This window comes from Castellaniella sp., from assembly GCF_036379515.1.
In the GTDB taxonomy this organism is placed as follows: Bacteria; Pseudomonadota; Gammaproteobacteria; order Burkholderiales; family Burkholderiaceae_B; genus Castellaniella.
On record NZ_DASVGN010000012.1, the window covers coordinates 18,317 to 39,977 of the forward strand.

Below are 21,661 nucleotides of genomic sequence, written 5' to 3' on the forward strand. Positions count from 1 at the left end.
AAATTTGGATTATAACGGTTCGGTCCGCGCCATCAGCCAGCGCTGTGCGGTCCCTGTGACCAGAGGCAACAAGCCAGCGCGGACGCGAGCGTGGTACCCGTTGAGCCATTCAAGCTGCCCGGGCGTCAGTTGTTCGCGCACGATGCAACGCGTGTCGATTGGACACAGCGTCACGGTTTCGAAGGCCAGAAAGTCATCGAATTCGGTATGGCCATCAGGGACGGCAAGCACCAGACTTTCGATGCGGATACCCCACTGCCCGGGTCGATACAGGCCGGGCTCATTGGACGTGAGCATGCCGGCCAGCATTTCCTGGTGCGGACGGGCGTGGCCGCGCACGGAAATCGACTGCGGGCCTTCGTGAACATTAAGAAAATACCCGACCCCGTGGCCTGTGCCATGGCCGTAATCCAGGCCTCGCTGCCACAAGGGCATGCGCGCCAAGGTATCCAGCACCGAGGACGGCGTGCCCACCGGAAACCGGGCCATGGCAAGATCGATGTGACCCCGCAGCACGGTGGTGAAATCGGTCTTCTGCGCCTCTGAAGGTTCCCCGACCGGCACGACCCGCGTAATATCGGTGGTGCCCCCCAGATACTGTCCGCCAGAGTCGATGAGCAGCAGGCCATCGCCGTGAATCTGCGCAAAGGACTTTGGGGTGGCCTGATAGTGCGGCATCGCGCCATTCGCATTGAACGCCGCAATGGTGGCAAAGCTGGTGCTGACGAACCCCGGACGACGCGCCCGCGCCGCCGTAATATGGGTATCCACATCCAGTTCGGACACGGATTGCCCCGCCTCCATGGCCTCTTCGAACCAGGCAAAGAATTCGCACAGCGCAGCGCCGTCCTGGGCCATCGCCTCACGGATATTCTGTGCCTCGGCCGTGGTCTTGATCGATTTGAGCAACTGCGAGGGGTTCATGGCCTCGACCAGGCGTGCGTGGCTGGCGTGCGCCAGCGTGCCGGCCGTGACGCGAGCCGGGTCCACCAGCAAGACGGTATCTGCGGACAGCGCCGCCAGGTCGTCCGCCAACGCAGAATAGTCGCGCAGCACCACGCCATCGAGTGCCAGCCTGGCTTCCAGCGGAGCAGCCACCTTGCCTGCTGCCACGTAGAGCCGGACCTGGTCGAATCCCACCAGGGCATGCGAAAGAAAGACCGGGTTGTGATTGACGTCGGAGCCCCGCAAGTTCAGCAGCCAGGCGATGTCGTCCAGGGAAGACAGCAAGTGCAAAGTGGCCCCATGCAAGCGCATGGCATCGCGCACCGCCGCCAGATTACCGGCACGGGTGCGGCATGCATGAGGCGGCAGGTGTTCGAACACGGGCGCCGCCGGCAATGCGGGGCGATCAGACCAGATTGCTCCGACCGGATCTCGATCCAGCACCAGTTCGAGCCGTGCCCCCGGAAACGCCACGTGCCAGCGATGAGCCGTCGCACAATCCAGGACCCGGCCGTCGACTGCAACCCGCGAACCGGCGGGCAGATGAGATCTCATCCAGGCGAGCACGTCGGGAACATCGGGAGCTCCCGCGCGCATCAACGTGACGCCTGACCCCTGCAATTGGTGCTCGGCCTGCACCCAGTAACGGCTGTCAGTCCACAGGCCAGCAAAATCCGCCGTGATCAGAGCCCCCCCGGCAGAGCCATCGAACCCTGTGAGCCAGACCCGCGCCATCCAGTGTTCGGGAAGGTACTCCGACAAATGAGGATCTGCCGTCGGTACCCAGCAGGCCGCGAGGCCCGCCTGGCTCAATTGGGCGCGCAAAGCCGCAACACGCTCTGCCGCCGTTGCCAGGGATGTCATGTATGCTTCCTTCGAAAGTTCTGACAGGGATCAGGCCAGTGCCGAAACGTCCAGCTTGGCGGTGGTCTTGGACTTGATCTCGTCGACCGTGACGCCCGGAGCCAGTTCCAGCAGCTTCAGATGGTCCTTAGCGACTTCCATGACCCCCAGGTCGGTGATCACCAGATCCACCACGCCCACCCCCGTCAGGGGCAGAGTGCAGTCGGGGAGCAGTTTCAGGCTTTCAGTGCCATCTTTTGCGCGGGCCACGTGTTCCATGAGCACCACCACCTTGCCCACCCCGGCCACCAGGTCCATGGCACCGCCCATGCCCTTGACCTTCTTGCCCGGAATCATCCAGTTGGCGAGGTCGCCTTTTTCGGACACCTGCATGGCGCCCAGAATGGCAATATTGATCTTGCCGCCCCGAATCATGGCGAACGAGTCTGCCGACGCAAAAATGGACGAGCCCGGCAGCGTCGTCACCGTCTGCTTGCCGGCGTTGATCAGGTCCGCATCGATTTCTTTTTCTGTCGGGAACGGGCCAATGCCCAGCAAGCCGTTCTCGGATTGCAGCCAGACTTCGATGCCCTTGGGCACATAGTTGGCCACCATGGTGGGCAAACCGATGCCCAGGTTGACGTAAAAGCCGTCTTTCAATTCTTTGGCCGCACGCTCGGCCATTTGTTCACGAGTCCATGCCATCGTGGTGCTCCTTATGCGTTACGGATCGTACGTTGTTCGATGCGCTTTTCGGGGTGCGCATTCAAGACCACGCGGTGCACGAAAATACCCGGCAGATGGATTTCATCGGGATCGAACGCCCCCGTCGGCACGACTGCTTCGACCTCGGCGATCGTGATGCGACCTGCCATGGCGACGTTGGGGTTGAAATTGCGGGCGGTGCGGCGAAACACCAGATTGCCGCTGTGATCGGCCTTCCAGGCCTTGACCAGAGACACGTCGGGGACCAGCGAGCGTTCCATCAGGTACGTGCGCCCGTCGAATTCACGGGATTCTTTACCTTCGGCCACGACGGTCCCCACGCCGGTTGCCGTGAAGAATGCCGGGATGCCGGCTCCGCCAGCACGCAGTTTTTCGGCCAGAGTGCCTTGCGGTGTAAATTCGAGTTCGAGTTCACCAGCCAGAAATTGGCGCTCGAACTCTTTGTTTTCGCCGACATAAGAGGCGATCATTTTCTTGATCTGGCGCGTGCCCAGCAGCTTGCCCAGGCCAAAATCATCGACCCCGGCATTGTTGCTGATGCAGGTCAGGTTGTGCACTCCTGAATCTCGCAGCGCAGCAATCAGCGCCTCCGGGATGCCACACAGGCCAAACCCGCCCACGGCAATCATCTGGCCGTCGGCCACGACACCACGCAAGGCGTCGGCCGCAGATTTAAAGACTTTATCCATACGACGTTTCCTTCAAGACAAATCAACCCAGAATCCTGGCAACCAGCGCCGCAGCCGGAACGGCTGCAGGGCAGGCCCCTGTCATGCAGAAAAGCAGCGCTGCAAAACCTGAAGCTGCTCTGGAGGCCATGCCACGGAACGGTGAGTGTGCTCGTCGATACAGACCAGTACACTGCGCCCACGGGCATAGACCTTGGTGACGTCAGCAGGATCAGCAATCCAGCACTCAAGCTCGAGGCTGCTGCGCCCGACACGAACCAATTTCAGGCCCACGACAATACTGGCAGGATACAACAGCGGTATGAGAAAATCACATGATGCCTGCGCCAGGACGACCGGACGGCGCGCAAAGGCGGTCCCGTCCAGGGCCGTGAACAACTGGACCCGAGCTTCTTCGAAATAACGGAAATACACCGTGTTGTTGACGTGATGCAATGCATCCAGATCACCCCAGCGAACCTCTTGCCGAACCTGAAAGACTCCCTCAGGAACTTCGAAAGTCTGAGCATCACCATCCATAAATGTGCCTTCTGTGAACCGACCATTTCAGTATAAGAAACAAGGCAAAACGATGTTCTGCCCTACAATGGGCCGTCACGCCAGAAGCGAACCACACGCTTGATCCAGCGCGTTCGCCGGCTGCTCACCCCCTACTTTCACCCCCCGGAGCCCTCTGCCCATGACTGAACGCGAATCCATGGAATACGACGTCGTCGTCGTCGGTGGAGGCCCAGCCGGGCTGTCGGCGGCCATTCGCCTCAAACAACTCTGTGCCGAGCGTGGGCAGGATCTGAGCGTTTGCGTGCTGGAAAAGGCCTCTGAAATCGGCGCACATATTCTGTCGGGCTGTGTCATGGACCCGCGCGCGCTCACCGAACTCATCCCCGACTGGAAGGAACGCGGTGCCCCGCTCACGATCCCCGTGAGCGACGACCGCTTTCTATTCCTGACCGAAACGAGCTCACGTCAAACCCCGGCATGGCTGCTGCCCGACTGCTTCAAGAACCACGGCAACTACGTGGTGCGCCTGGGTCACGTGACGCGCTGGCTGGGCGAGCAGGCCGAGGCCCTGGGCGTCGACGTCTTTCCGGGGTTCGCAGCGGCTGAAGTGCTCTTTGACGAGGCCGGTGCCGTGCGAGGCGTACTCACGGGCGACATGGGAGTTGCCCGCGACGGCAGCCACACGGACGCTTACCAGCCGGGCATGGAACTCCTCGGGCGCTATACCATTTTTGCGGAAGGTTCACGGGGTCACCTGGGGCGCGCCCTCATTGAAAAGTTCCGCCTGGACGCGGGCCGTGATCCGCAAAGCTACGCCATCGGCGTCAAGGAACTCTGGGAGGTCAACCCTGCCCAGGCGCACCCCGGCCTGGTGACACACACCGCCGGCTGGCCGCTGGATGCCGACACGTACGGCGGCTCGTTTCTGTACCACCTGGGTGAAAACCTGGTGGCGGTCGGCCTGGTCGTGGGCCTGGATTACGCCAACCCGTGGCTGTCTCCGTTCGAAGAATTTCAGCGCTACAAGACCCACCCTGCCATTCGCAGCACCTTCGAGGGGGGCAAACGCCTTGCCTACGGCGCTCGCTCGCTGACGGCAGGGGGGCTGCTATCCCTGCCCAAGATGTGTTTTCCAGGGGGCGTGCTCGTGGGCTGCGAGGCAGGGGTGCTCAACGCCTCGCGCATCAAGGGCAGCCACTCGGCCATCAAGACCGGGGCCCTGGCGGCAGAAGCCGCTTTCGACGCACTGGTGGCCGGGCGCAGTCACGACGAACTCACTGCCTACCCGGCAGCCTTCGAAGGTTCGTGGCTGCACGCCGAACTGAACAAATCGCGCAACTTCAAGCAGTGGTTCAAGAAGGGGCGCACGATCGGCACGCTCATGACGGGCGTGGAACAGTGGCTGCTCAAAGGCAAGATGCCCTGGACGCTGCACCACCACAAACCCGACCACGCCTGCCTGCAGCCAGCTTCGGCCTGCAAACGCATCCAGTACCCTAAGCCCGACGGCAAGCTCACCTTCGACAAGTTGAGCTCCGTGTTCATTTCGAACACCCATCACGACGAAAACGAACCGGTGCACCTGACCCTCAAGGATGCCGCGGTCCCTGTGTCGGTGAACCTTGCAAAATACGCCGGGCCCGAAGCGCGCTTTTGCCCGGCAGGCGTGTACGAATACGTAAAAACTGATTCAGGCGAAGACCGACTGCAGATCAATGCGCAGAACTGCGTCCACTGCAAGACCTGCGACATCAAAGACCCCACACAGAACATCGTGTGGGTCACGCCACAAGGCGGCGAAGGGCCGGTGTACAACGGGATGTAGGCAACAATGGGGTTCTCTGAACCCCATTGTTGCGCTCAGGGCAAGGTCTTGAGCACCTTCTTCAGGTCCAGCGAGCGGACGTAGTCGATAGCCAGCTCCCAGCGGCCTTCGGCGCACAGGCCGCTCAACCCCGCCTGTTCGTGGCCGTCCAGTGCAGCCTGGATGCAGGCCTCGCGCACGGCCTGCGCGACGGCCAGAAGCTCGGTTTCCTCGGTTTTGACGACCTCAGTCATCTTGACACTCCACAACAATGAATCCACCGCCGGGCACGGGTGCCCGGCCTTTACCTGATCAGCCTTGCACCTGCTTGCGGATCTCTTCCACCACGGCGGCGTTGGCCAGCGTGGTCACATCCCCCACGTCGCGGCCGTTTGAAATCGATGCCAGCACCCGGCGCATGATCTTGCCCGACCGGGTCTTGGGCATGTCCGGCACCACATGGACACGACTGGGTTTGGCGATCTTGCCGATGATATCCTCGCAGGCCTGATTCACGGCCTTGACGATGGCATCCGAACTGGCTTTGGAACCGACAGCCAGCGACACGTAGACCTCGGGCACCTTGCCCTTGATCTCGTCGTTGACGGCCACCACGGCCGCTTCGGCCACATCGGGCACGGTGAGGCAGGCGGATTCGATTTCTTTGGTGCCCAGTCTGTGGCCCGACACATTGATCACGTCGTCGATGCGCCCCAGGATACGGAAGTAGCCGTCTTCTGCCTCCATGGCGCCGTCGCCCGACATATAGGGCCAATCACGCCAATCGGTGCTCTTGGGGTTCTTGCAGTAACGCTCGTAGTACGTCTTTACGAAACGCTTGTCGTCACCCCAGATCGTCTGGATGATGCCCGGCCAGGGGTTGCGGATGCACATGTTGCCCGCACGGTTCGAACCCCGAGGCAGTTCCTTGCCATCATCGTCGTAAATCACCGGATAGATGCCAGGTAGTGCCGGCCCTGCACTGCCTGGTTTCATGGCGTCCAGCGCAGGCAGCGTGCTGCACAGGAAGCCACCGTTTTCCGTCTGCCACCAGGTGTCACAGATGACGGCCTGGCCCTTGCCGATCTGGTCATAGTACCAACGCCAGGCATTCGGCTCGATAGGCTCGCCCACGGTCGTCATGTGCTTGAAATGCTGCGGTCCCTTGATGGGGACGTCCGGCCCTGAACGACGCAAGGCACGCACGGCGGTCGGCGAGGTGTGGAAGATGTTCACCCCCAACTGATCGGCAATGCGCCACGGCCGTTCGATATCCGGATACGTAGGGACGCCTTCGTACACCACGCTGGTGGCCGCCAGCGCCAGCGGCCCGTACACGATATACGAGTGCCCAGTGATCCAGCCGATGTCGGCCATGCACCAATAGGTGTCTTCCGGGTGGATGTCCTGCACGTACTTGGACGTGCCCGTGACGTAGGCCAGATAGCCTGCCGTACGGTGCTGGCAGCCCTTGGGCTTGCCCGTCGTGCCACTGGAATACATCAGGAAGAGCGGCGCGTCGGCATCCATGACGGCCGGCTCGACCCGCTGACCGCGGTATTGCCTGAGGACGTCGTTGACGAACACGTCGCGGCCTTCGACCATGGGCGTTGCCGCGCTGTACTTGCCCGGGTAGCGCTGCCACACCAGGACTTTGTCGACCTTCTGCCCCAGATCAGCTGCTTCCTGAACCGCAATGTCGGCTTTTTCTTTATGGTCGATGAGATGCCCGGAACGCCAATAGGCATCACAGGTAATCAGATAGCGGCTGCCGGAATCCTGGATACGCTGGCCGGCAGACTTGCCGGAGAACCCGCCAAACACCTGCGAATGGATGATGCCCAACCGCGCGCACGCCAGCATGGTGATGGGCAGATCGAGTGTCATGGGCAGGTGCAGCGTGACGCGATCGCCCGCCTTCAGGCCGCAGTAGTCCTTGAGCAATGCGGCCATTTCGTTGACGCGCACGTACAGCTCTTGGTAGGTCATTGCGATCGGAGGTTCGTCTTCGACTTCGCTCACGAAAATGAAGGCGGCCTTGTTGCGGTATTTGACCAAGTGTCGGTCGACGCAGTTGTAGCACGCGTTGATCTTGCCGCCCACGAACCACTTCCAGAACGGCGGATTGCTGGTGTCCAGCACTTGACCGTATGGATGGTACCAGCTGAGCATGTCGCCGTATTCCCGATAGCATTCGGGGAAATTTTCTTCGCCAAATCGCTTGCGGATGTCCGGATCACGCACGTTGGCTTGATCGATGAAGGACTGCGGCGGCTGAAAATACTGCTCTTCTTGCCAATACACGGCAATCTGCGCCTCGTTGGCAGCGCCTGCGTCCTCACGAACCTTGGTATCTGTCATGTCTCTATTCCCTCTTGTGCTCCAAACTGGATGTGAATGGAATTCAGGGTTTTGATGCCGGGCTGCATGAGCCCCTCACTCACCCCGCTCTCCCATGATAGCCATTTCCAGGGAGGCCGGCGCCCAAACGCTCGAGGCCCTTGTCATGAAAGAGAAGGGCCGCGCAAAAAACAAAAACGCCTTCCGCGAACAAATGTTCAGGGAAGGCGTGCATTGGTTTTGCTTATCGGACCTGTGCGAGCTGCTCCAGAATGCCGGGGTTTTCGAGCGTGGTCACGTCCTGGGTAATGGCTTCACCCTTGGCCACCGAGCGCAGCAGGCGCCGCATGATCTTGCCCGAGCGCGTCTTGGGCAGGTTTTCGCCAAAGCGGATGTCGCGCGGCTTGGCAATGGGGCCGATTTCTTTGGCGACCCAATCGCGCAACTGCTTGGCAACCTTGTCGGCCTCGGCACCGCTGGGAAGTGCCCCGTTAAGCACCACAAAGGCCACGATGGCCTCGCCCGTCGTGTCATCGGGGCGCCCCACCACAGCCGCCTCGGCGACCAGTTCGTTGGCCACCAGAGCGGACTCGACTTCCATGGTGCCCAGGCGGTGCCCGGACACGTTCAGCACGTCGTCGATGCGCCCCATGATCCAGAAGTAGCCATCTTTGTCGCGTTGTGCACCGTCGCCCGCCAGGTAATAGCCCTTGAGTTCCGGCGGGAAGTACGTCTTCTTGAAACGCTCGGGGTCGCCCCAGACGGTACGGATCATGGACGGCCATGGGCGACGGATCACCAGGAACCCGCCCTTGCCTTTCTCGACTTCTTCGCCCGTTTCGTCGACGATGGCCGCGTCGATGCCGGGCAGCGGCAAGGTGCACGAACCGGGCTTGAGCGGCGTTACGCCCGGCAGCGGTGTGATCATGCTGGCACCGGTTTCAGTCTGCCACCATGTGTCGATCACCGGGCAGCGTTCGCGGCCCACGTTCTTGTAATACCAGACCCAGGCTTCAGGGTTGATGGGCTCGCCCACCGAACCAATGATGCGCAAGGTGCTCAGATCGAACGCCTTGGGATGCGTCTTGGGGTCGGCCTCGCACAGCTTGGCGAGCGCGCGGATCGCCGTCGGCGCCGTATAGAAAATACTGACCTTGTGCGCCTGAATCATCTTCCAGAAGCGGCTGGCATCGGGATACGTTGGGACGCCTTCGAAGATCACCTGAGTGACACCCGCAGCCATCGGGCCGTAGGTGACATACGAATGCCCCGTCACCCAGCCTACGTCGGCCGTGCACCAGAAGACGTCGCTGTGTTTCGAATCGAAGGACCATTTCATGGTCAGAAGAGACCAGAGCAGGTAGCCGGCACTCGAATGCTGCACGCCCTTGGGCTTACCGGTAGAGCCAGACGTGTACAGAATGAAGAGCGGGTGATCGGCTTCGACCGCCACCGGTGCACACTGTGTGGACTGTCCCTGGATCGCGTCGTGCCACCACAGGTCGCGCTCGGGATGCCACTGGACGTTGGTGCCCGCACGCTTGTAGGTGATGACCTTGCTCACCGCTTCGCAACCGCCCATGGCGATGGCTTCATCGACGGCGTTCTTCAAGGCCACGGCCTTGCCGCCGCGCATCTGGGCGTCCGCCGTGATGATGAGCGTCGCACCCACGTCGACCGTACGTTCGTGAATGCTCTTGGACGAGAACCCGCCAAACACCACAGAGTGAATTACGCCCAGCCGCGCGCACGCCTGCATGGCCACCACAGCTTCGATGGACATGGGCATGTAGATGACAGCCCGGTCACCCTTCTTGTAGCCCAACGCCTTGATGGCATTGGCAAACTGCGACACCCGGGCAAGCAGCTCTTTATAGGTCACCTTGGTGACGGCACCGTCATCCGCCTCGAAGATCACTGCCGTTTGATTCTCGACTGGCGTGCCCATGTGCTTGTCGAGGCAATTGGCCGAGATGTTGATCTCGCCATCCGGGAAAAATCGATAGAACGGCTTGTTGGAATCATCCACGACCCGAGTGAAGGGCTTGTTCCAGACCAGGTATTCTTTGCCCAGGCGGGCCCAGAAGGCATCTGGGTCACGCCGGGCTTCGTCGCACAAGGCCTGGTAGGCCGCCATGCCTGATATGTTGGCCTGCTTCACGAGCTCTGCCGGGGGCGGAAACACGCGGTTCTCTACCAGAACAGATTCAATCTCCTTCGCCATCACTCACTCCTGATTGTTGTTGAACTGCATTGTGTTGTATGGGTCTGGCTGCCACCGTACTTCACGAGACTTACTCGATACTGACAAATCAGGACACATTCTGCGCACTGCCGCCGGCGTCACGCGCCTGAATACCCCGCTCGAAATTCACCCGGGCGAGCACAACGAGACCCGCCACGAAGAACAGCCCGGTCACCAGAAGCGCGAGCCGATGATCACCGTGAGTTCCCCAGACCAGCAGCCCATAGCTCAAAGGCCCCACCACAGCCGATAGCTGGACCGCAAAAGTCCACAAGGCAAAGAATTCGGCAGGCCGGCGCTGAGGCGCAAGCACACCCACCATGGCCCGTGCAGCGCTCTGGCTGGTGCCCATGCACAGGCCGGCCAAGGTTGCGGCAGCCCAGAACACGGCCAAGGAGCGTCCCAATGCGGCCAGCAGAATCATGACAATCCACCCCAGCAAAGTGAACGCCAGGGCCCGCTTGTGGCCGATCCGGTCTTCCACATACCCAAAGCAGAACGCCCCGATGGCGGCACCGATGTTCACCAGAAAGACCAGGAGCATGGTCTGCTGCATGCTGAAACCCATGACCTCGGTGGCATACACCGAGGCCAGCGTGATCACCACGGTGATCCCGGCCTGGTAACAGGCAATGCACATGAGCAGGCGGCGAAAATCCGGGAAGTCGCGCCGAGTCTCATGCCAGGCACGGCGCAGTTGCGTGAGCAAGGCCACGGTAGACGCAGTGCTCCCGGAGCCCGGCTCGCGCAGCCACAAAAAGGAAGGCAAGGCCGCGATGGCAAAAAAGCCTGCCGTCAGCAACATGATCCAGGGTACATAACGCGCGGCCGGCAAGCCGTGTGTCCCGCCCCAGGCGGCAATCCACAAGGACAAGCCCAATGCCAGCATGCCCCCGCAGTAGCCAAAGCTCCAGCCCCAACCGGACACGCGCCCCATGGCCTCCGGCCGCGCCAGGCCGGGCAGGAATGCGGCCACGGTAGACTCTCCCACGCAATAGCAGACGTTGGAAAACGCCAGCCAGACCAACGCCCAGGCAATATTGCCCGGTGCCACGCTGGCAAGGATGGCGGTCCCCACCACGCATCCCACTGTGCTGGAATACAGCAGCTTTCTGTGTCCTGCCCGCGCGTCCGCCCGAGCACCCAACCCCGGCATGAAGAGCATGACCAATAGATAAGAGAAGGACAAAGCCCCGGTCAACGCCAGCGTCGCCCAGCTTTGTCCTGCCGCGACCACCCCCACAAAGTAGGCATTGAATACCGTGGTCAGCACCACGGTGGTATAGCTCGAGTTCGCGAAGTCATACATGGCCCACGACCAGACCTCGCGCCGTCCCACCCCTGGCCGCAGGGCCGAAGCGCCGTTCCTTTCATCTGACATGAATTCTTCCTGTGGCCCGCAGGACGGGCATTCCGGCGGAATTTACGCGAAAATTCGATTTCTATTCTGACGTTGACCTGACAAGTGCCAAATGCTGTTACGTAACAGCCCCGGATTTTGGCTTGTCCGCAACAGATTGATCGAATAAACTCTAGCGGTTGCCCGCAGGGCGGGTATGCAATTCATCTTCCAACCCGTGTTTCTGTTTGTCCTTCTTCCCAGGCGTTGAGCCCTGGGATCTGCAAGAATTTTTTGCGTCTTTAGCATCACAAGAGACTGGTTCGGACAGGAGCGCTGATGAGAAAAACTACAGCCCATGCCACCGCCACATCTCCTCGCCGCCCTATCGACACGACTCTCTCCTTCTCGCTTACTGAAAATCCTGCTCTGTACCGGCATGATGGCGCTGGCGGGTTGTGCAACCCAGCCGCGCCAGACGACGACAGCCGATGCCAACGATACGCTGGACCATGTGCTGCGCGACAGTTATCTCGCAAGAACCCAGTCTGACCCCCTTGGCGCATGGCTCGACGACGGCAAAAGTCTGGATGTCGACGTCAACTACTCCACCAGCGATCTTCCTACCTCTACGCCAGGCTCCAAGACCATGGTTTCAACCGCCATGCGGTTCCTGGGCGTCAAGTACCGCTTCGGCGGCGATACTCCCAAAGAAGGGTTCGATTGCAGCGGGCTCGTGGCCTACGCGGCCGAGAAATCACTGGGGCTGAAGCTACCACGCTCGGCACGTGGCCAGGCGCACGAAGGCGTTTCGGTTCCGCGCGACGATCTCAAACGCGGCGACCTGGTGTTCTTCAATACCCTGGGGCGGCGCTATTCCCACGTGGGCATCTACGTGGGTGATCACAAGTTCGTGCATGCTCCCCGCACAGGGGCGTCCATCCGCGTGGATGACATGGACATGGCCTACTGGCGCAAGCGTTACAACGGCGCCCGGCGCCTGAAAGTGCCCCACGTCGTCAAGACGACGGCAAAGCGGTAAAACCGTGCTTTTGCTCGTTCAGGCGGGCAAAAGCGCAGTCCCCATCTGCCGCCTGGGGCAGCTTGCGCAATACCCGCATTGATCCAATGCCTGCTGCATGCTGCAAACCGAGCGGCGGCAGACCAGAACCCGGATCCCGTCTTTTTGTGCAGCAGCGCGAAACGTCTTCATGACGTTGTGCCCCAAAAAATCAGTCAGCAAAATGACCAGCTGCGTCCCGGACGGAAGAGATGCCACCTTTTTCTGATGCCCGGGCTCGCGACCGCTGATGTGATGTGCGATCGCGATATTGCGACCGCGCAAGAGCGCCGGGATGTTGCCCAGACGATCGGCACCAACGATCAGTGCGTTGACGGGGGTCTGTGCCATACGAAATCTCCTGCGGCATGTTCTTTGATTAGTTAATAATAATCGTTCTCATTTATACAATCAATATTAAAAGTGGGGTTTTCCTGAGCCTTCAGGCAACAGGCAGTCAGCCCTGGCAAAAAACTAGGGGAAGACCCGACTTCTTGTATCAAAGCACGGGGGTCATCTACGCTCGAAAGCGGACTTTTCGAACCAGAAAGGCCGATTTCATCGGTGCGAAAGCCGAAGATCACTAAAAGATCAAGACATAATTCAACTATTTGTAAGTTGATATTCAGCCTGTTGTTATGTGACAAAGAGCACAATACGGCGCACAAGACTACCCTCAGGAGACTTCTCCATGCATATCGCACTACGGCACGGGCTGCCGCTGGCGGCGCTGACTTTGGCTTTGGGCCTGGGTCTGAGCACCTCTGCACAAGCAGCCAACAACCAGATCGTTCTGGGCGCTTCTGTTCAGCTCACCGGCCCCATCGCCAACACCGGGCGTTACTACCGCGACGCCTACCAGCTCGCCGTCGACCAGATCAACCGCAAAGGCGGCGTAACAGTTGGCGGAAAAAAATACACGCTGGCGCTCAAGCTGTATGACAACCAGTCCGACGTCAACCTGAGCGTGCGTCAATACACGCAACTGGTTTCGCAGGACAAGGTGAACTTCCTCCTCGGACCGTTCGCCAGCAATTTTGCACTGGCCGATTCCGCCGTGTCTGAAAAGTATCAGATCCCCATGGTTCAAGGTGGTGGTGCTTCGGACCAGATCTTCTCGCGCGGCTTCAAATACGTATTTGGCACGCTCGCACCTGCCAGCGATTACTTTGGCAGCACCATCAAGATGTTCAAGCAGCTCAAGCCTGAGCCCGCCAAGGTTGCGCTGCTGTACGCAGACGACTCCTTTGACGTCTCGGTTGCCAAGGGCACCCGTCCCATGCTGAAGGATGCGAACCTGAACACCGTGCTGGACGAACGCTACAGCTCGAACGCCAGCGACTTCAATACCTTGCTGTCGCAAATCAAGTCCAAGCAAGCTGACGCCGTCCTGGTCGCGGGCCACGAAACCGAAATCCTGAACTTTATCCGCCAGGCCAAGAGCCTGGACGTTTCGCCGAAGTTCTACTCGTTCACCGTGGGGGTTCCCAGCGAAGACTTCCGCAAGGCCCTGGGCAAGGACGCAGACTACGCGTTTGGCATGACGGCCTGGTTGCCCAACGAATCCCAGAAAGACGAATGGTTTGGCGATGCCGCCCAGTTCGCCAAAACCTGGGGTGCCCAGTACCGCTACGAGCCTGACTACCACGCTGCTTCGGGCGTGGCCGACGTCGAAGCAATCGTGAAGGCCATCGAAAAGGCCGGAACGCTGGACCCCAAGGCCGTGCGTACTGCACTCGCAGCCAGCGACTTTGACAGCCTGTATGGCCACATCAAGTTCGCTGAAAACGGTCAGATTCACCTGGATCAGACCGTAATTCAAGTTCAGGACGGCAAGCCGGTTGCGGTGTTCGATGGCAGCAAGTTCCTGCACCAACCCAAGTACCCGATGCCCGACTGGGCCAAACGCTGATCGCCTGACTCGGAGACCCCCCCTTGGACCTTCTGCTACAAGTACTTGTCAACGGCATCCTGCAGGGCGGGCTGTACGCCATCGTGGCGCTCGGCCTGGCCTTGGTCTGGGGGGTGCTCAACATCGTCAACCTGGCCCACGGCGCCTTCATCATGCTGGGCGCCTATATCTCTTGGTACACCTTTCATTGGTGGGGGCTGGACCCCTTCCTCGGGTTGCCACTCACTGCCGTCGTGATGTTCATTCTGGGCTATGCCATCCAACGGGGCATTCTCAATCTGATCGTGCGCGCGCCCATGTTCAACACGCTGCTGATCACCTTTGGCCTGGAAGTCGTGCTGACCTATCTGGCGCAGCTGGTCTTCTCGGCCGATTTCCGCACCATCAATCCCAGCTACTCGGGGCAAAACACCACGGTACTGGGCATCACGATTCCGCTGGTCCGCCTGGCCGCCTGCGCCATGGCAATTCTGCTGACCCTGGTCATGTGGTACTTCCTGCTGCACACGCGCCTGGGGAGAGCCATCCGGGCAACCGCCCAGAACCTGTCTGCAGCACGCCTCTATGGCGTTGAACCCCGCCACCTGTATGCCGTGACCTTCGGCCTGGGCCTGGCCCTGGCGGGCGCCGCCGGCGGGCTGTACGGCACCGTCTCACAAATCAATCCTTACATTGGTGCCACCTTGACTGCGAAGTCCTTCGCCATCGCCATCATCGGCGGCCTGGACACCCCCCTGGGGGTGATCGTCGGCGGCCTTATCCTGGGTCTCATCGAGTCCTTGACCACGCTGTACATCGGTCCGACCTACGCTGACGTCGCAAGCTTTGGCGTCCTGATCCTGGTGCTGATCGTGCGGCCCACGGGCATTCTCGGGAGAACCGCATGAAGGCGCTGCGCATTCCTCTCATCATCCTGGTGCTGATCGCCCTGGCGTTCCTGCCCTATTACGGCACGGATACCATGGTTCAGTTCGGCATCAGCACCCTGCTGCTCGCCGTTCTGGCGCAGGGCTGGAACATCATCGGCGGGTACACCGGGTACCCCTCCTTCGGCAATTCCGTCTTCTACGGGTTGGGTGCCTACGGCGTAGGCATCGCCATGGTGCAATGGCAGCTTCCTTTCGCCACCGGAATGCTCTTTGGCGTGGCGCTGGCCGTCGCCTTCGCGCTGCTGCTGGGGTTCCCCGTCCTGCGCCTGAAGGGCCACTACTTTGCCATTGCCACCCTGGCCTTGGCGCAGATCATGGCCGCAATCGTGTCCAACGTGCCACTGGCTGGCGAAAACATCGGGCTGGTGCTGCCGCCGCTGAACAACGACCGCATGTTCTACGAACTCTCGCTCATCCTGCTGGTGTTCGCAACCCTGACGATCTGGTGGCTGACGCGCAGCCGCTTTGGCTTTGGCCTGATCGCCATCCGCGAAAACGAGGAAGGCGCCGTGGTCATGGGGGTGGACACCACGCGCTACAAGGTCCTCGCCTTCGTCCTGGCGGGTGTTTTCAGCGCGCTGGCAGGCGGCATCCACGCCTATTGGATCACTTTCCTTGATCCGGAAAGCGCCTTCGACATCACGCTCAACGTCAAGATGATCATCATGGCCGTCTTTGGCGGGCCGGGCACCATCCTCGGGCCTATCGTCGGGTCGTTCATCCTGTCCGCCATCTCTGAACTTCTGTCCAGCGAAGTGACCAGCATTGCCGGCCTGTTCTTCGGCGTCGTCATCGTGGTGGCAGTGGTCTTGATGCCGCGCGGCCTGGCGGACGTCGTACGGCGTTTCCGCCGCACCGGCTGGCACTACTTCGTCGAAAACGTTCGGATGCACCGCATATGAGTCCCATTCTGGAAGCCCGCCAGCTGACGCGCCGCTTCGCCGGTCTGGTGGCCGTGCATGACGTCAGCTTTTCATTGGCCCAGGGCGAAATCCTGGGCTTCATCGGCCCCAACGGCGCCGGCAAGACCACCCTCATCAGCCTGCTGAGCGGTACCCTGACGCCCACCGAAGGCGAAGTCTGGTTCGACGGGCGACGCATCGATCGCGTGGCCGCGTTCCGCCGAGCACGCCTGGGCATAGGCCGCACGTTTCAGATCATGCAGCCATTCCCGGGGCTCTCGGTGCTGGACAACGTCGCAGTCGGTGCCCTCTTCGGGCGCGGCCAAGGGCAGTCCAAGCTGGCACTGGCGCGCGAAAGCGCACGCGAATGCCTGAACTTCGTGGGTCTGGGCAAGCATGTCGATCACCGCGCCGAAGACCTGGGCGGCCCCGACCGCAAGCGTCTGGAACTCGCCAAAGCGCTGGCCATGCAACCACGCGTGCTGCTGTGCGACGAAGTCATGGCTGGTCTGAATCTCGTCGAGATCGACGAAGTCATCGACATCATCCGCAAGGTCCGCGACACCGGCATCAGCATCATCGTGATCGAACACGTCATCAAGGCAATCCGCAACCTGTCCGACCGCATCATGGTGCTGCACCACGGCGAGAAGATCGCTGACGGCGCACCCGACAGCGTGCTCTCCGACAGCCGCGTGGTAGAGGCCTATCTCGGGAAAAAGCGTTCATGAGCACCGCCCAAGCAACACAAGAACCCCTGCTGCAGATCCGCAACCTGTCAGCGGGCTACGGCCTGGTCAACGTCCTGCACGACATCACACTCGAAGTCCGCAAGGCCGAGTTCCTGGCTCTGGTAGGCAGTAACGGCGCCGGCAAGACCACCCTGCTGCGCACGCTCTCGGGTCTGCTGCCGATCCAGTCGGGGACCATCACCCTGGCCGGGCAATCCCTGGTAGGCTGCACACCCGATGACATCTTCCGTAAAGGAGTGGTGCAGCTCCCCGAAGGTCGCCAGCTCTTTCCGCGCATGTCCGTGCAGGACAACCTGCTCATGGGCGCTTATCGGCGCAGCGACAAGGCACAGATTCGCCAGGATCTGGAAAAGGTGTACGCCGAGTTTCCCCGCATGGCAGAGCGCCGCAAGCAGCTGGCGGGCAGCATGTCGGGCGGCGAGCAGCAGATGTGCGCCATGGCACGCGCCATGATGGCAAAACCTACGCTGCTGCTGGTTGACGAAATGAGCCTGGGACTGGCACCCATCATCGTGGACCAGCTGATGGAAAATCTGGCCACTATCCGCAATCAGGGCGTGACCGTCCTGCTGGTCGAGCAGGACATCCATTTGGCACTCGCTGCAGCTGACCGGGCCTATGTGCTCGACACCGGCCACATCGTACGCGAAGGCGTTGCCAAAGACCTGATTGAAGACCCCGAACTCAAGCGCGCCTATCTAGGGGTCTGAGGCCGCTGAGCGCCCAAAATCGCTCAAGCCACGTCCCGCACGGCGGGCGCGGGCTGCGCAATGGCTTTTGCCACGACGTCGCGCGAGAGCTCGGGTGCCAGCATCTCGAGCAAGGTGTATACGTAATCGCGCAGAAACACCCCCCGTTTGATCGCCACGCTGGTCACGTGCTTGCCAAACAGGTGCCCAGCCGGCAGCCCGACCAGGGTCTTGTCACGTCGTGGATCGAAAGCAACCCCGGCGATAATGCCTATCCCCAGTCCCATGTCGGCGTAGGTCTTGACCACGTCGGCGTCGATCGCCTCGAGCACGATGTCGGGCGTGATGCCTGCCGCCTGAAACGCGGCATCGATGGCGCGACGCCCTGAAAAAGCGCGATCATAAGTGACGATGGGATAGCGGGCCAGGTGCTCCAGGGACAGACTGCGCGCCGCGCTGGAAGTCAGGCTGGTCAGAGGATGATCGGGGGGCACGACCAAGGTGTGTTCCCAGGTATAGACCGGCAGGGCGACCAAGCCGGAGGTCTCGGCCAAGGTTTCAGTAGCAATGGCCAGATCGGCCTGTTCCTGCAGGACCAGGCGGGCCAGGTGTTCGGGATTGCCCTCGGCCAAGGATACATGCACCTTGGGAAAGCGGGCCCGAAACGCCGGGATGACGCGCGGCAGAAGATACCGCGCCTGTGTGTGGGTGCAGCCAATTACCAGCGCGCCTTCGTCACGTTGCGCGAATTCGTCGCTGACTTTTTTAAGGTTGTCGACCTCGCGCATGATGCGGTCTATGACGACGGATACGGCCTGTCCTGGCTTGGTGAGGCCTTTCAGGCGCTTGCCGTGGCGTTCAAAGATCTTGATGCCCAGTTCGTCTTCGAACTCGATGATGGCCTTCGAGACCCCCGGCTGCGAGGTATAGAGCGACCGAGCGGCATCCGTCAGATTGAAATGGTGCCGGATCGTTTCACGAACAAATCGGAATTGCTGCAGGTTCATCGATGGGTCCTTATCGAACCCTGATTATATGGAATATAGATGCTATTTAATATAACTTATAGATATTTATTTAGTTCACGTCAAACTATATGACACAGTGCGGCGCAAGGCCGCATCCATCACGAAAAGGCCTCAAAAGGCTGTACAAAAAGGCCACGACCCTTGCGAGCCATGGCCTTTGCAGCTTGCGTGGAAGAACGAACGCGTCACTTCATGGCAATGGTGGTGTTGACTTCGCGATGATGCGCCGACCAACGCGCCGTAACGGTCTTGGTCTGCGTCCAGAAGTACACCGCCTGCCTGCCGTTCGGCCCCAGGTCGCCGAGCTTGGACGCACGTGACCCCGTGAAGCTGAACCACGCCACCGGCACCGGAATGGGGATATTGATACCCACCTGCCCGACACCGATATTGTTCTGAAAGTAGCGCGCCGCGCTGCCATCTTGCGTGAAGATGGACGTGCCGTTGCCATTGGGATTGCCATTGATGAAATCGACGGCTTCTTCCAGCGTATCGACCAGCACGACCGACAGCACCGGCCCGAAGATTTCTTCGTGGTAGATCGTCATGTCGCCCTTGACCTTGCTGAAGATGGTCGGCCCCACAAAGTTGCCCTTTTCGTACCCGGCCACGCTGATGCCGCGGCCATCGAGCACCAGATCAGCGCCTTCGTCCACTCCCTTTTGGATGAGGCCCACCACGCGCTCTTTGGCGCGCTGCGACACCAGCGGGCCCAAATCGGCCTTACGGTCAGTGCCGACGTTGACCTTGAGCTTCTTGGCCCGTTCGACGAAGTCAGGCAACCATTTCTGTGCTTCGCCCACGAGCACCAGAACCGAGATGGCCATGCAGCGCTCGCCCGCCGCTCCAAACGCCGCTCCGAGCATGGAATTGAGTGCCGCCTCGCGATCGGCGTCCGGCATGATCACGCTGTGGTTCTTGGCGCCCATCATGGCCTGGCAACGCTTGCCGGCCGCCGAGGCGCGCTCATAGATATGCGCGCCCACTCGAGAAGACCCGATGAAGGACACGGCCTTGACGTCGGCGTGATCGCATAACGCATTGGCAGTCTCAGGCCCGCCGTGCACGACGTTCAGCACCCCGGGGGGCAGGCCGGCTTCGAGCGCCAGCTGAGCCAGCATCAGCGCGGCAGTAGGGTCTTGTTCGGAAGGCTTGAGCACAAAAGTGTTGCCCACCGTCACGGCGACCGGGAACATCCAGCAGGGCAGCATCACCGGAAAATTGAAGGCCGTGATGCCGGCGCACACGCCCAGCGGTTGAATGATGGAATACACGTCGATGCCGGTAGCCGCGTTCTCGGCGTACTCGCCCAACTGCAAGGTGTTCACCGAGATGGCGTGTTCCACGGCCTCGATGCCGCGTCCGACTTCACCCTCGGCATCCGGGACGGTCTTGCCATGCTCGTGCGACATGACCTCGGCAATTTTGGTGGCGTTCTCGCGCAGCAGCCGCGCCAGGTTGATCATCACCTGCTGGCGCTTGGCCTGGCTGACATTGCGCCAGGTCTTGAAGGCCTCGGCCGAATTGGCCACGGCTTCGTTGAGTTCGTCGGGCGTGGCAAACGGCACGCGCCCGATGACTTCCTGCGTGGCCGGGTTGATGACGTCGCGCCACTCTTTGGTCTTGGATTGGACCAGCTTGCCACCTATCAGCAGCGGAACGCGCGGTATTTCACTCATTCAAGTCTCCTGTTCATCCATGGGAAGTATTGTTTTTGGGTGTAAAAGCCACGACGAGCACAGAAGTCGCGGCACATGCCTCAGTGTAGTCTCAACACTGAAAAAAATTTGTCACCCACCGGACGATCACGCAGAGCAGCGCGCGACAACGCGCCCACTCAGGCAGGCCTGGCTTTTCGACGACGGGGGCGAGCCACCCGGGTACGGCGCCACAGCATGAAGAGCCCCACCCCCAGGAAGGCCGCATGAACCAGCCAGACGCCCAGGCCGAACGACAGCGAGCCGTTCAGAATCCAGCCGCGAGACAGGTTGATGAGGTTCATGTAGAGCAGCGCAATCAGCCCCGCCACCAGCAAATCGCCAGACCTCCCCAGACGGGGATTGACCGCACCCAACGGCAAGGCGATGAACGCAAGATTCAGAACAGCCAAGGGAAAGGCGATCCGCCACATCAGCTGCGACATGGATTCGCGGTCGCCACTGCGCAGCAGCTCGACTGTAGGCCGAGCCTTCACCTCTTGCAGGGCCTCTCGACGCGAGGCCTCGATCGCACTGGGACTGGTGCGGCTCTCAATGCGGATCCCGTAACGATCGAAATCCAGCAGGCGGACCTCGGGAGTGCCGGGCTTCAGATCGTAGCGGTGCCCCGGCCCCAGCACAACGAAGCGATCACCATTGGCTTCTGTCTCAATCGAGGCACTGTCGGCCGTAATGACACTCAGCCAATCGGGCTCGATGACGCGTGCAATCACCTGCCCCAGTTCATCGCCCTTGCGCTTGGGTGCTTCGGCGAAGAAGACGCGCTTCCCATCATCTGTTTCGATGAATTGGCCGGTAGTGATACGGGAAAGATCCGAGCGCTGCTCAAACCGTTGACGGTACTCGGCAATCTGCCCGTATGACCACGGCGAGGCAAACAACGTCAACACAGCCACGACGGCGGCGACCGGCAGGGCAAATTGCATCACAGGCCGTAGCCACTGATACAAGGACAGCCCGCTGGCGAACCAGACCGACATCTCGGACTCGCGGTAGCTGCGGGTCACCGTCGTGAGCACCGCAATGAACAGCGAGACGGCCAGGATGACAGGCAAGGCCGTAATACTCGAGAACACGGCCAGCCCCAACACCACGTTGGCCCCGATGTCGCCCGTCGCAGCCTGCCCCAGCAGCCGCACGATGAGTACGCTCAGCCACACGACCAGCAAGGTCGAGAACACAATGCCCGCGTGGCTTGTAATCTCAGAAACGACGGCGCGCTTGAACAGGGACATGGAA

At 60.8% G+C, this 21,661-nt stretch carries 19 protein-coding genes; 7 read left to right on the plus strand and 12 right to left on the minus strand.

Translation table 11 applies throughout. The features are described from left to right. Positions 1–9: 9 nt before the first annotated feature. The 4 genes from VF285_RS04180 to VF285_RS04195 all read right to left on the minus strand — a co-directional run bounded on the left by VF285_RS04180 (position 10) and on the right by VF285_RS04195 (position 3,722). Complete coding sequence (locus VF285_RS04180) at positions 10–1,800, minus strand: aminopeptidase P family protein (protein ID WP_414648061.1); 1,791 nt, start codon at positions 1,798–1,800, stop codon at positions 10–12. Positions 1,801–1,839: 39 nt separating this feature from the next. Then, positions 1,840–2,493 carry a CoA transferase subunit B gene (locus VF285_RS04185; protein ID WP_346951370.1) on the minus strand — a complete coding sequence of 218 codons (654 nt, stop codon included), beginning with the start codon at positions 2,491–2,493 and terminating at the stop codon, positions 1,840–1,842. 11 nt (positions 2,494–2,504) lie between these two features. Then, on the minus strand, positions 2,505–3,203 hold the full coding sequence (locus VF285_RS04190) for a CoA transferase subunit A (protein WP_346951371.1): 699 nt from the start codon (positions 3,201–3,203) through the stop codon (positions 2,505–2,507). 81 nt (positions 3,204–3,284) lie between these two features. Continuing rightward, positions 3,285–3,722: a thioesterase family protein gene (locus VF285_RS04195; protein ID WP_346951372.1), complete on the minus strand. Its 438-nt coding sequence runs from the start codon at positions 3,720–3,722 to the stop codon at positions 3,285–3,287. A 160-nt stretch (positions 3,723–3,882) separates the two neighbouring features. Here VF285_RS04195 and VF285_RS04200 point away from each other — a divergent pair, with 160 nt between their 5' ends. Further along, a complete protein-coding gene (locus tag VF285_RS04200) occupies positions 3,883–5,529 on the plus strand; it encodes an electron transfer flavoprotein-ubiquinone oxidoreductase (RefSeq protein ID WP_346951373.1) in 1,647 nt (548 codons plus the stop codon). Positions 5,530–5,564: 35 nt separating this feature from the next. On the opposite strand, the gene VF285_RS04205 is transcribed toward VF285_RS04200, so the two are convergent. The 4 genes from VF285_RS04205 to VF285_RS04220 form a co-directional block, all read right to left on the minus strand. Beyond that, on the minus strand, positions 5,565–5,762 hold the full coding sequence (locus VF285_RS04205) for a hypothetical protein (RefSeq protein WP_346951374.1): 198 nt from the start codon (positions 5,760–5,762) through the stop codon (positions 5,565–5,567). 58 nt (positions 5,763–5,820) lie between these two features. Continuing rightward, on the minus strand, positions 5,821–7,869 hold the full coding sequence (acs, locus tag VF285_RS04210; protein ID WP_346951375.1) for an acetate--CoA ligase: 2,049 nt from the start codon (positions 7,867–7,869) through the stop codon (positions 5,821–5,823). Between the two features lie 223 nt (positions 7,870–8,092). Beyond that, complete coding sequence (acs, locus tag VF285_RS04215) at positions 8,093–10,072, minus strand: acetate--CoA ligase (protein ID WP_346951376.1); 1,980 nt, start codon at positions 10,070–10,072, stop codon at positions 8,093–8,095. Positions 10,073–10,160: 88 nt separating this feature from the next. After that, the gene (locus VF285_RS04220) at positions 10,161–11,474 is read right to left on the minus strand and encodes an MFS transporter (protein ID WP_346951377.1); all 1,314 of its coding nucleotides are present in this window, start codon (positions 11,472–11,474) and stop codon (positions 10,161–10,163) included. A 316-nt stretch (positions 11,475–11,790) separates the two neighbouring features. Here VF285_RS04220 and VF285_RS04225 point away from each other — a divergent pair, with 316 nt between their 5' ends. Then, positions 11,791–12,474 carry a C40 family peptidase gene (locus VF285_RS04225; RefSeq protein ID WP_346951378.1) on the plus strand — a complete coding sequence of 228 codons (684 nt, stop codon included), beginning with the start codon at positions 11,791–11,793 and terminating at the stop codon, positions 12,472–12,474. Positions 12,475–12,492: 18 nt separating this feature from the next. On the opposite strand, the gene VF285_RS04230 is transcribed toward VF285_RS04225, so the two are convergent. Beyond that, positions 12,493–12,843 carry a DUF2325 domain-containing protein gene (locus VF285_RS04230; protein ID WP_346951379.1) on the minus strand — a complete coding sequence of 117 codons (351 nt, stop codon included), beginning with the start codon at positions 12,841–12,843 and terminating at the stop codon, positions 12,493–12,495. A 340-nt stretch (positions 12,844–13,183) separates the two neighbouring features. On the opposite strand from VF285_RS04230, the gene VF285_RS04235 reads away from it, so the two are divergent. The 5 genes from VF285_RS04235 to VF285_RS04255 are packed head-to-tail and all read left to right on the plus strand — an operon-like array spanning position 13,184 to position 17,697. Further along, on the plus strand, positions 13,184–14,404 hold the full coding sequence (locus tag VF285_RS04235) for an amino acid ABC transporter substrate-binding protein (RefSeq protein ID WP_346951380.1): 1,221 nt from the start codon (positions 13,184–13,186) through the stop codon (positions 14,402–14,404). A 23-nt stretch (positions 14,405–14,427) separates the two neighbouring features. After that, positions 14,428–15,291, plus strand: a complete 864-nt coding sequence (locus tag VF285_RS04240; protein ID WP_346951381.1) for a branched-chain amino acid ABC transporter permease — start codon at positions 14,428–14,430, stop codon at positions 15,289–15,291. After that, a complete protein-coding gene (locus VF285_RS04245) occupies positions 15,288–16,235 on the plus strand; it encodes a branched-chain amino acid ABC transporter permease (protein ID WP_346951382.1) in 948 nt (315 codons plus the stop codon). Before VF285_RS04240 ends, VF285_RS04245 begins: the two co-directional genes overlap by 4 nt. Beyond that, on the plus strand, positions 16,232–16,966 hold the full coding sequence (locus VF285_RS04250) for an ABC transporter ATP-binding protein (RefSeq protein ID WP_346951383.1): 735 nt from the start codon (positions 16,232–16,234) through the stop codon (positions 16,964–16,966). Before VF285_RS04245 ends, VF285_RS04250 begins: the two co-directional genes overlap by 4 nt. Continuing rightward, entirely contained in the window at positions 16,963–17,697 is a 735-nt protein-coding gene (locus VF285_RS04255; protein ID WP_346951384.1) for an ABC transporter ATP-binding protein, read from the plus strand. The genes VF285_RS04250 and VF285_RS04255 overlap by 4 nt, the downstream gene beginning before the upstream one ends. 23 nt (positions 17,698–17,720) lie before the next feature. Here the strand turns inward: VF285_RS04255 and VF285_RS04260 are convergent, their stop codons facing one another. The 3 genes from VF285_RS04260 to lptF all read right to left on the minus strand — a co-directional run bounded on the left by VF285_RS04260 (position 17,721) and on the right by lptF (position 21,657). Beyond that, positions 17,721–18,683, minus strand: a complete 963-nt coding sequence (locus VF285_RS04260; RefSeq protein WP_346951385.1) for a CysB family HTH-type transcriptional regulator — start codon at positions 18,681–18,683, stop codon at positions 17,721–17,723. 206 nt (positions 18,684–18,889) lie between these two features. Continuing rightward, on the minus strand, positions 18,890–20,383 hold the full coding sequence (locus tag VF285_RS04265; RefSeq protein WP_346951386.1) for a CoA-acylating methylmalonate-semialdehyde dehydrogenase: 1,494 nt from the start codon (positions 20,381–20,383) through the stop codon (positions 18,890–18,892). Positions 20,384–20,541: 158 nt separating this feature from the next. Then, positions 20,542–21,657 (minus strand): LPS export ABC transporter permease LptF, encoded by a 1,116-nt coding sequence (lptF, locus tag VF285_RS04270; protein ID WP_346951387.1) that lies wholly within the window; start codon positions 21,655–21,657, stop codon positions 20,542–20,544. Positions 21,658–21,661: the final 4 nt, after the last annotated feature.

Excerpts from the sequence above, each read along its gene's own strand:
- VF285_RS04185 (WP_346951370.1), bottom strand. The coding sequence starts at position 2,493 with ATGGCATGGACTCGTGAACAAATGGCCGAGCGTGCGGCCAAAGAATTG.
- VF285_RS04190 (WP_346951371.1), bottom strand. The coding sequence starts at position 3,203 with ATGGATAAAGTCTTTAAATCTGCGGCCGACGCCTTGCGTGGTGTCGTG.
- VF285_RS04195 (WP_346951372.1), bottom strand. The coding sequence starts at position 3,722 with ATGGATGGTGATGCTCAGACTTTCGAAGTTCCTGAGGGAGTCTTTCAG.
- VF285_RS04200 (WP_346951373.1), top strand. The coding sequence starts at position 3,883 with ATGACTGAACGCGAATCCATGGAATACGACGTCGTCGTCGTCGGTGGA.
- VF285_RS04205 (WP_346951374.1), bottom strand. The coding sequence starts at position 5,762 with ATGACTGAGGTCGTCAAAACCGAGGAAACCGAGCTTCTGGCCGTCGCG.
- acs (WP_346951375.1), bottom strand. The coding sequence starts at position 7,869 with ATGACAGATACCAAGGTTCGTGAGGACGCAGGCGCTGCCAACGAGGCG.
- acs (WP_346951376.1), bottom strand. The coding sequence starts at position 10,072 with ATGGCGAAGGAGATTGAATCTGTTCTGGTAGAGAACCGCGTGTTTCCG.
- VF285_RS04220 (WP_346951377.1), bottom strand. The coding sequence starts at position 11,474 with ATGTCAGATGAAAGGAACGGCGCTTCGGCCCTGCGGCCAGGGGTGGGA.
- VF285_RS04225 (WP_346951378.1), top strand. The coding sequence starts at position 11,791 with ATGCCACCGCCACATCTCCTCGCCGCCCTATCGACACGACTCTCTCCT.
- VF285_RS04230 (WP_346951379.1), bottom strand. The coding sequence starts at position 12,843 with ATGGCACAGACCCCCGTCAACGCACTGATCGTTGGTGCCGATCGTCTG.
- VF285_RS04235 (WP_346951380.1), top strand. The coding sequence starts at position 13,184 with ATGCATATCGCACTACGGCACGGGCTGCCGCTGGCGGCGCTGACTTTG.
- VF285_RS04245 (WP_346951382.1), top strand. The coding sequence starts at position 15,288 with ATGAAGGCGCTGCGCATTCCTCTCATCATCCTGGTGCTGATCGCCCTG.
- VF285_RS04250 (WP_346951383.1), top strand. The coding sequence starts at position 16,232 with ATGAGTCCCATTCTGGAAGCCCGCCAGCTGACGCGCCGCTTCGCCGGT.
- VF285_RS04255 (WP_346951384.1), top strand. The coding sequence starts at position 16,963 with ATGAGCACCGCCCAAGCAACACAAGAACCCCTGCTGCAGATCCGCAAC.
- VF285_RS04260 (WP_346951385.1), bottom strand. The coding sequence starts at position 18,683 with ATGAACCTGCAGCAATTCCGATTTGTTCGTGAAACGATCCGGCACCAT.
- VF285_RS04265 (WP_346951386.1), bottom strand. The coding sequence starts at position 20,383 with ATGAGTGAAATACCGCGCGTTCCGCTGCTGATAGGTGGCAAGCTGGTC.
- lptF (WP_346951387.1), bottom strand. The coding sequence starts at position 21,657 with ATGTCCCTGTTCAAGCGCGCCGTCGTTTCTGAGATTACAAGCCACGCG.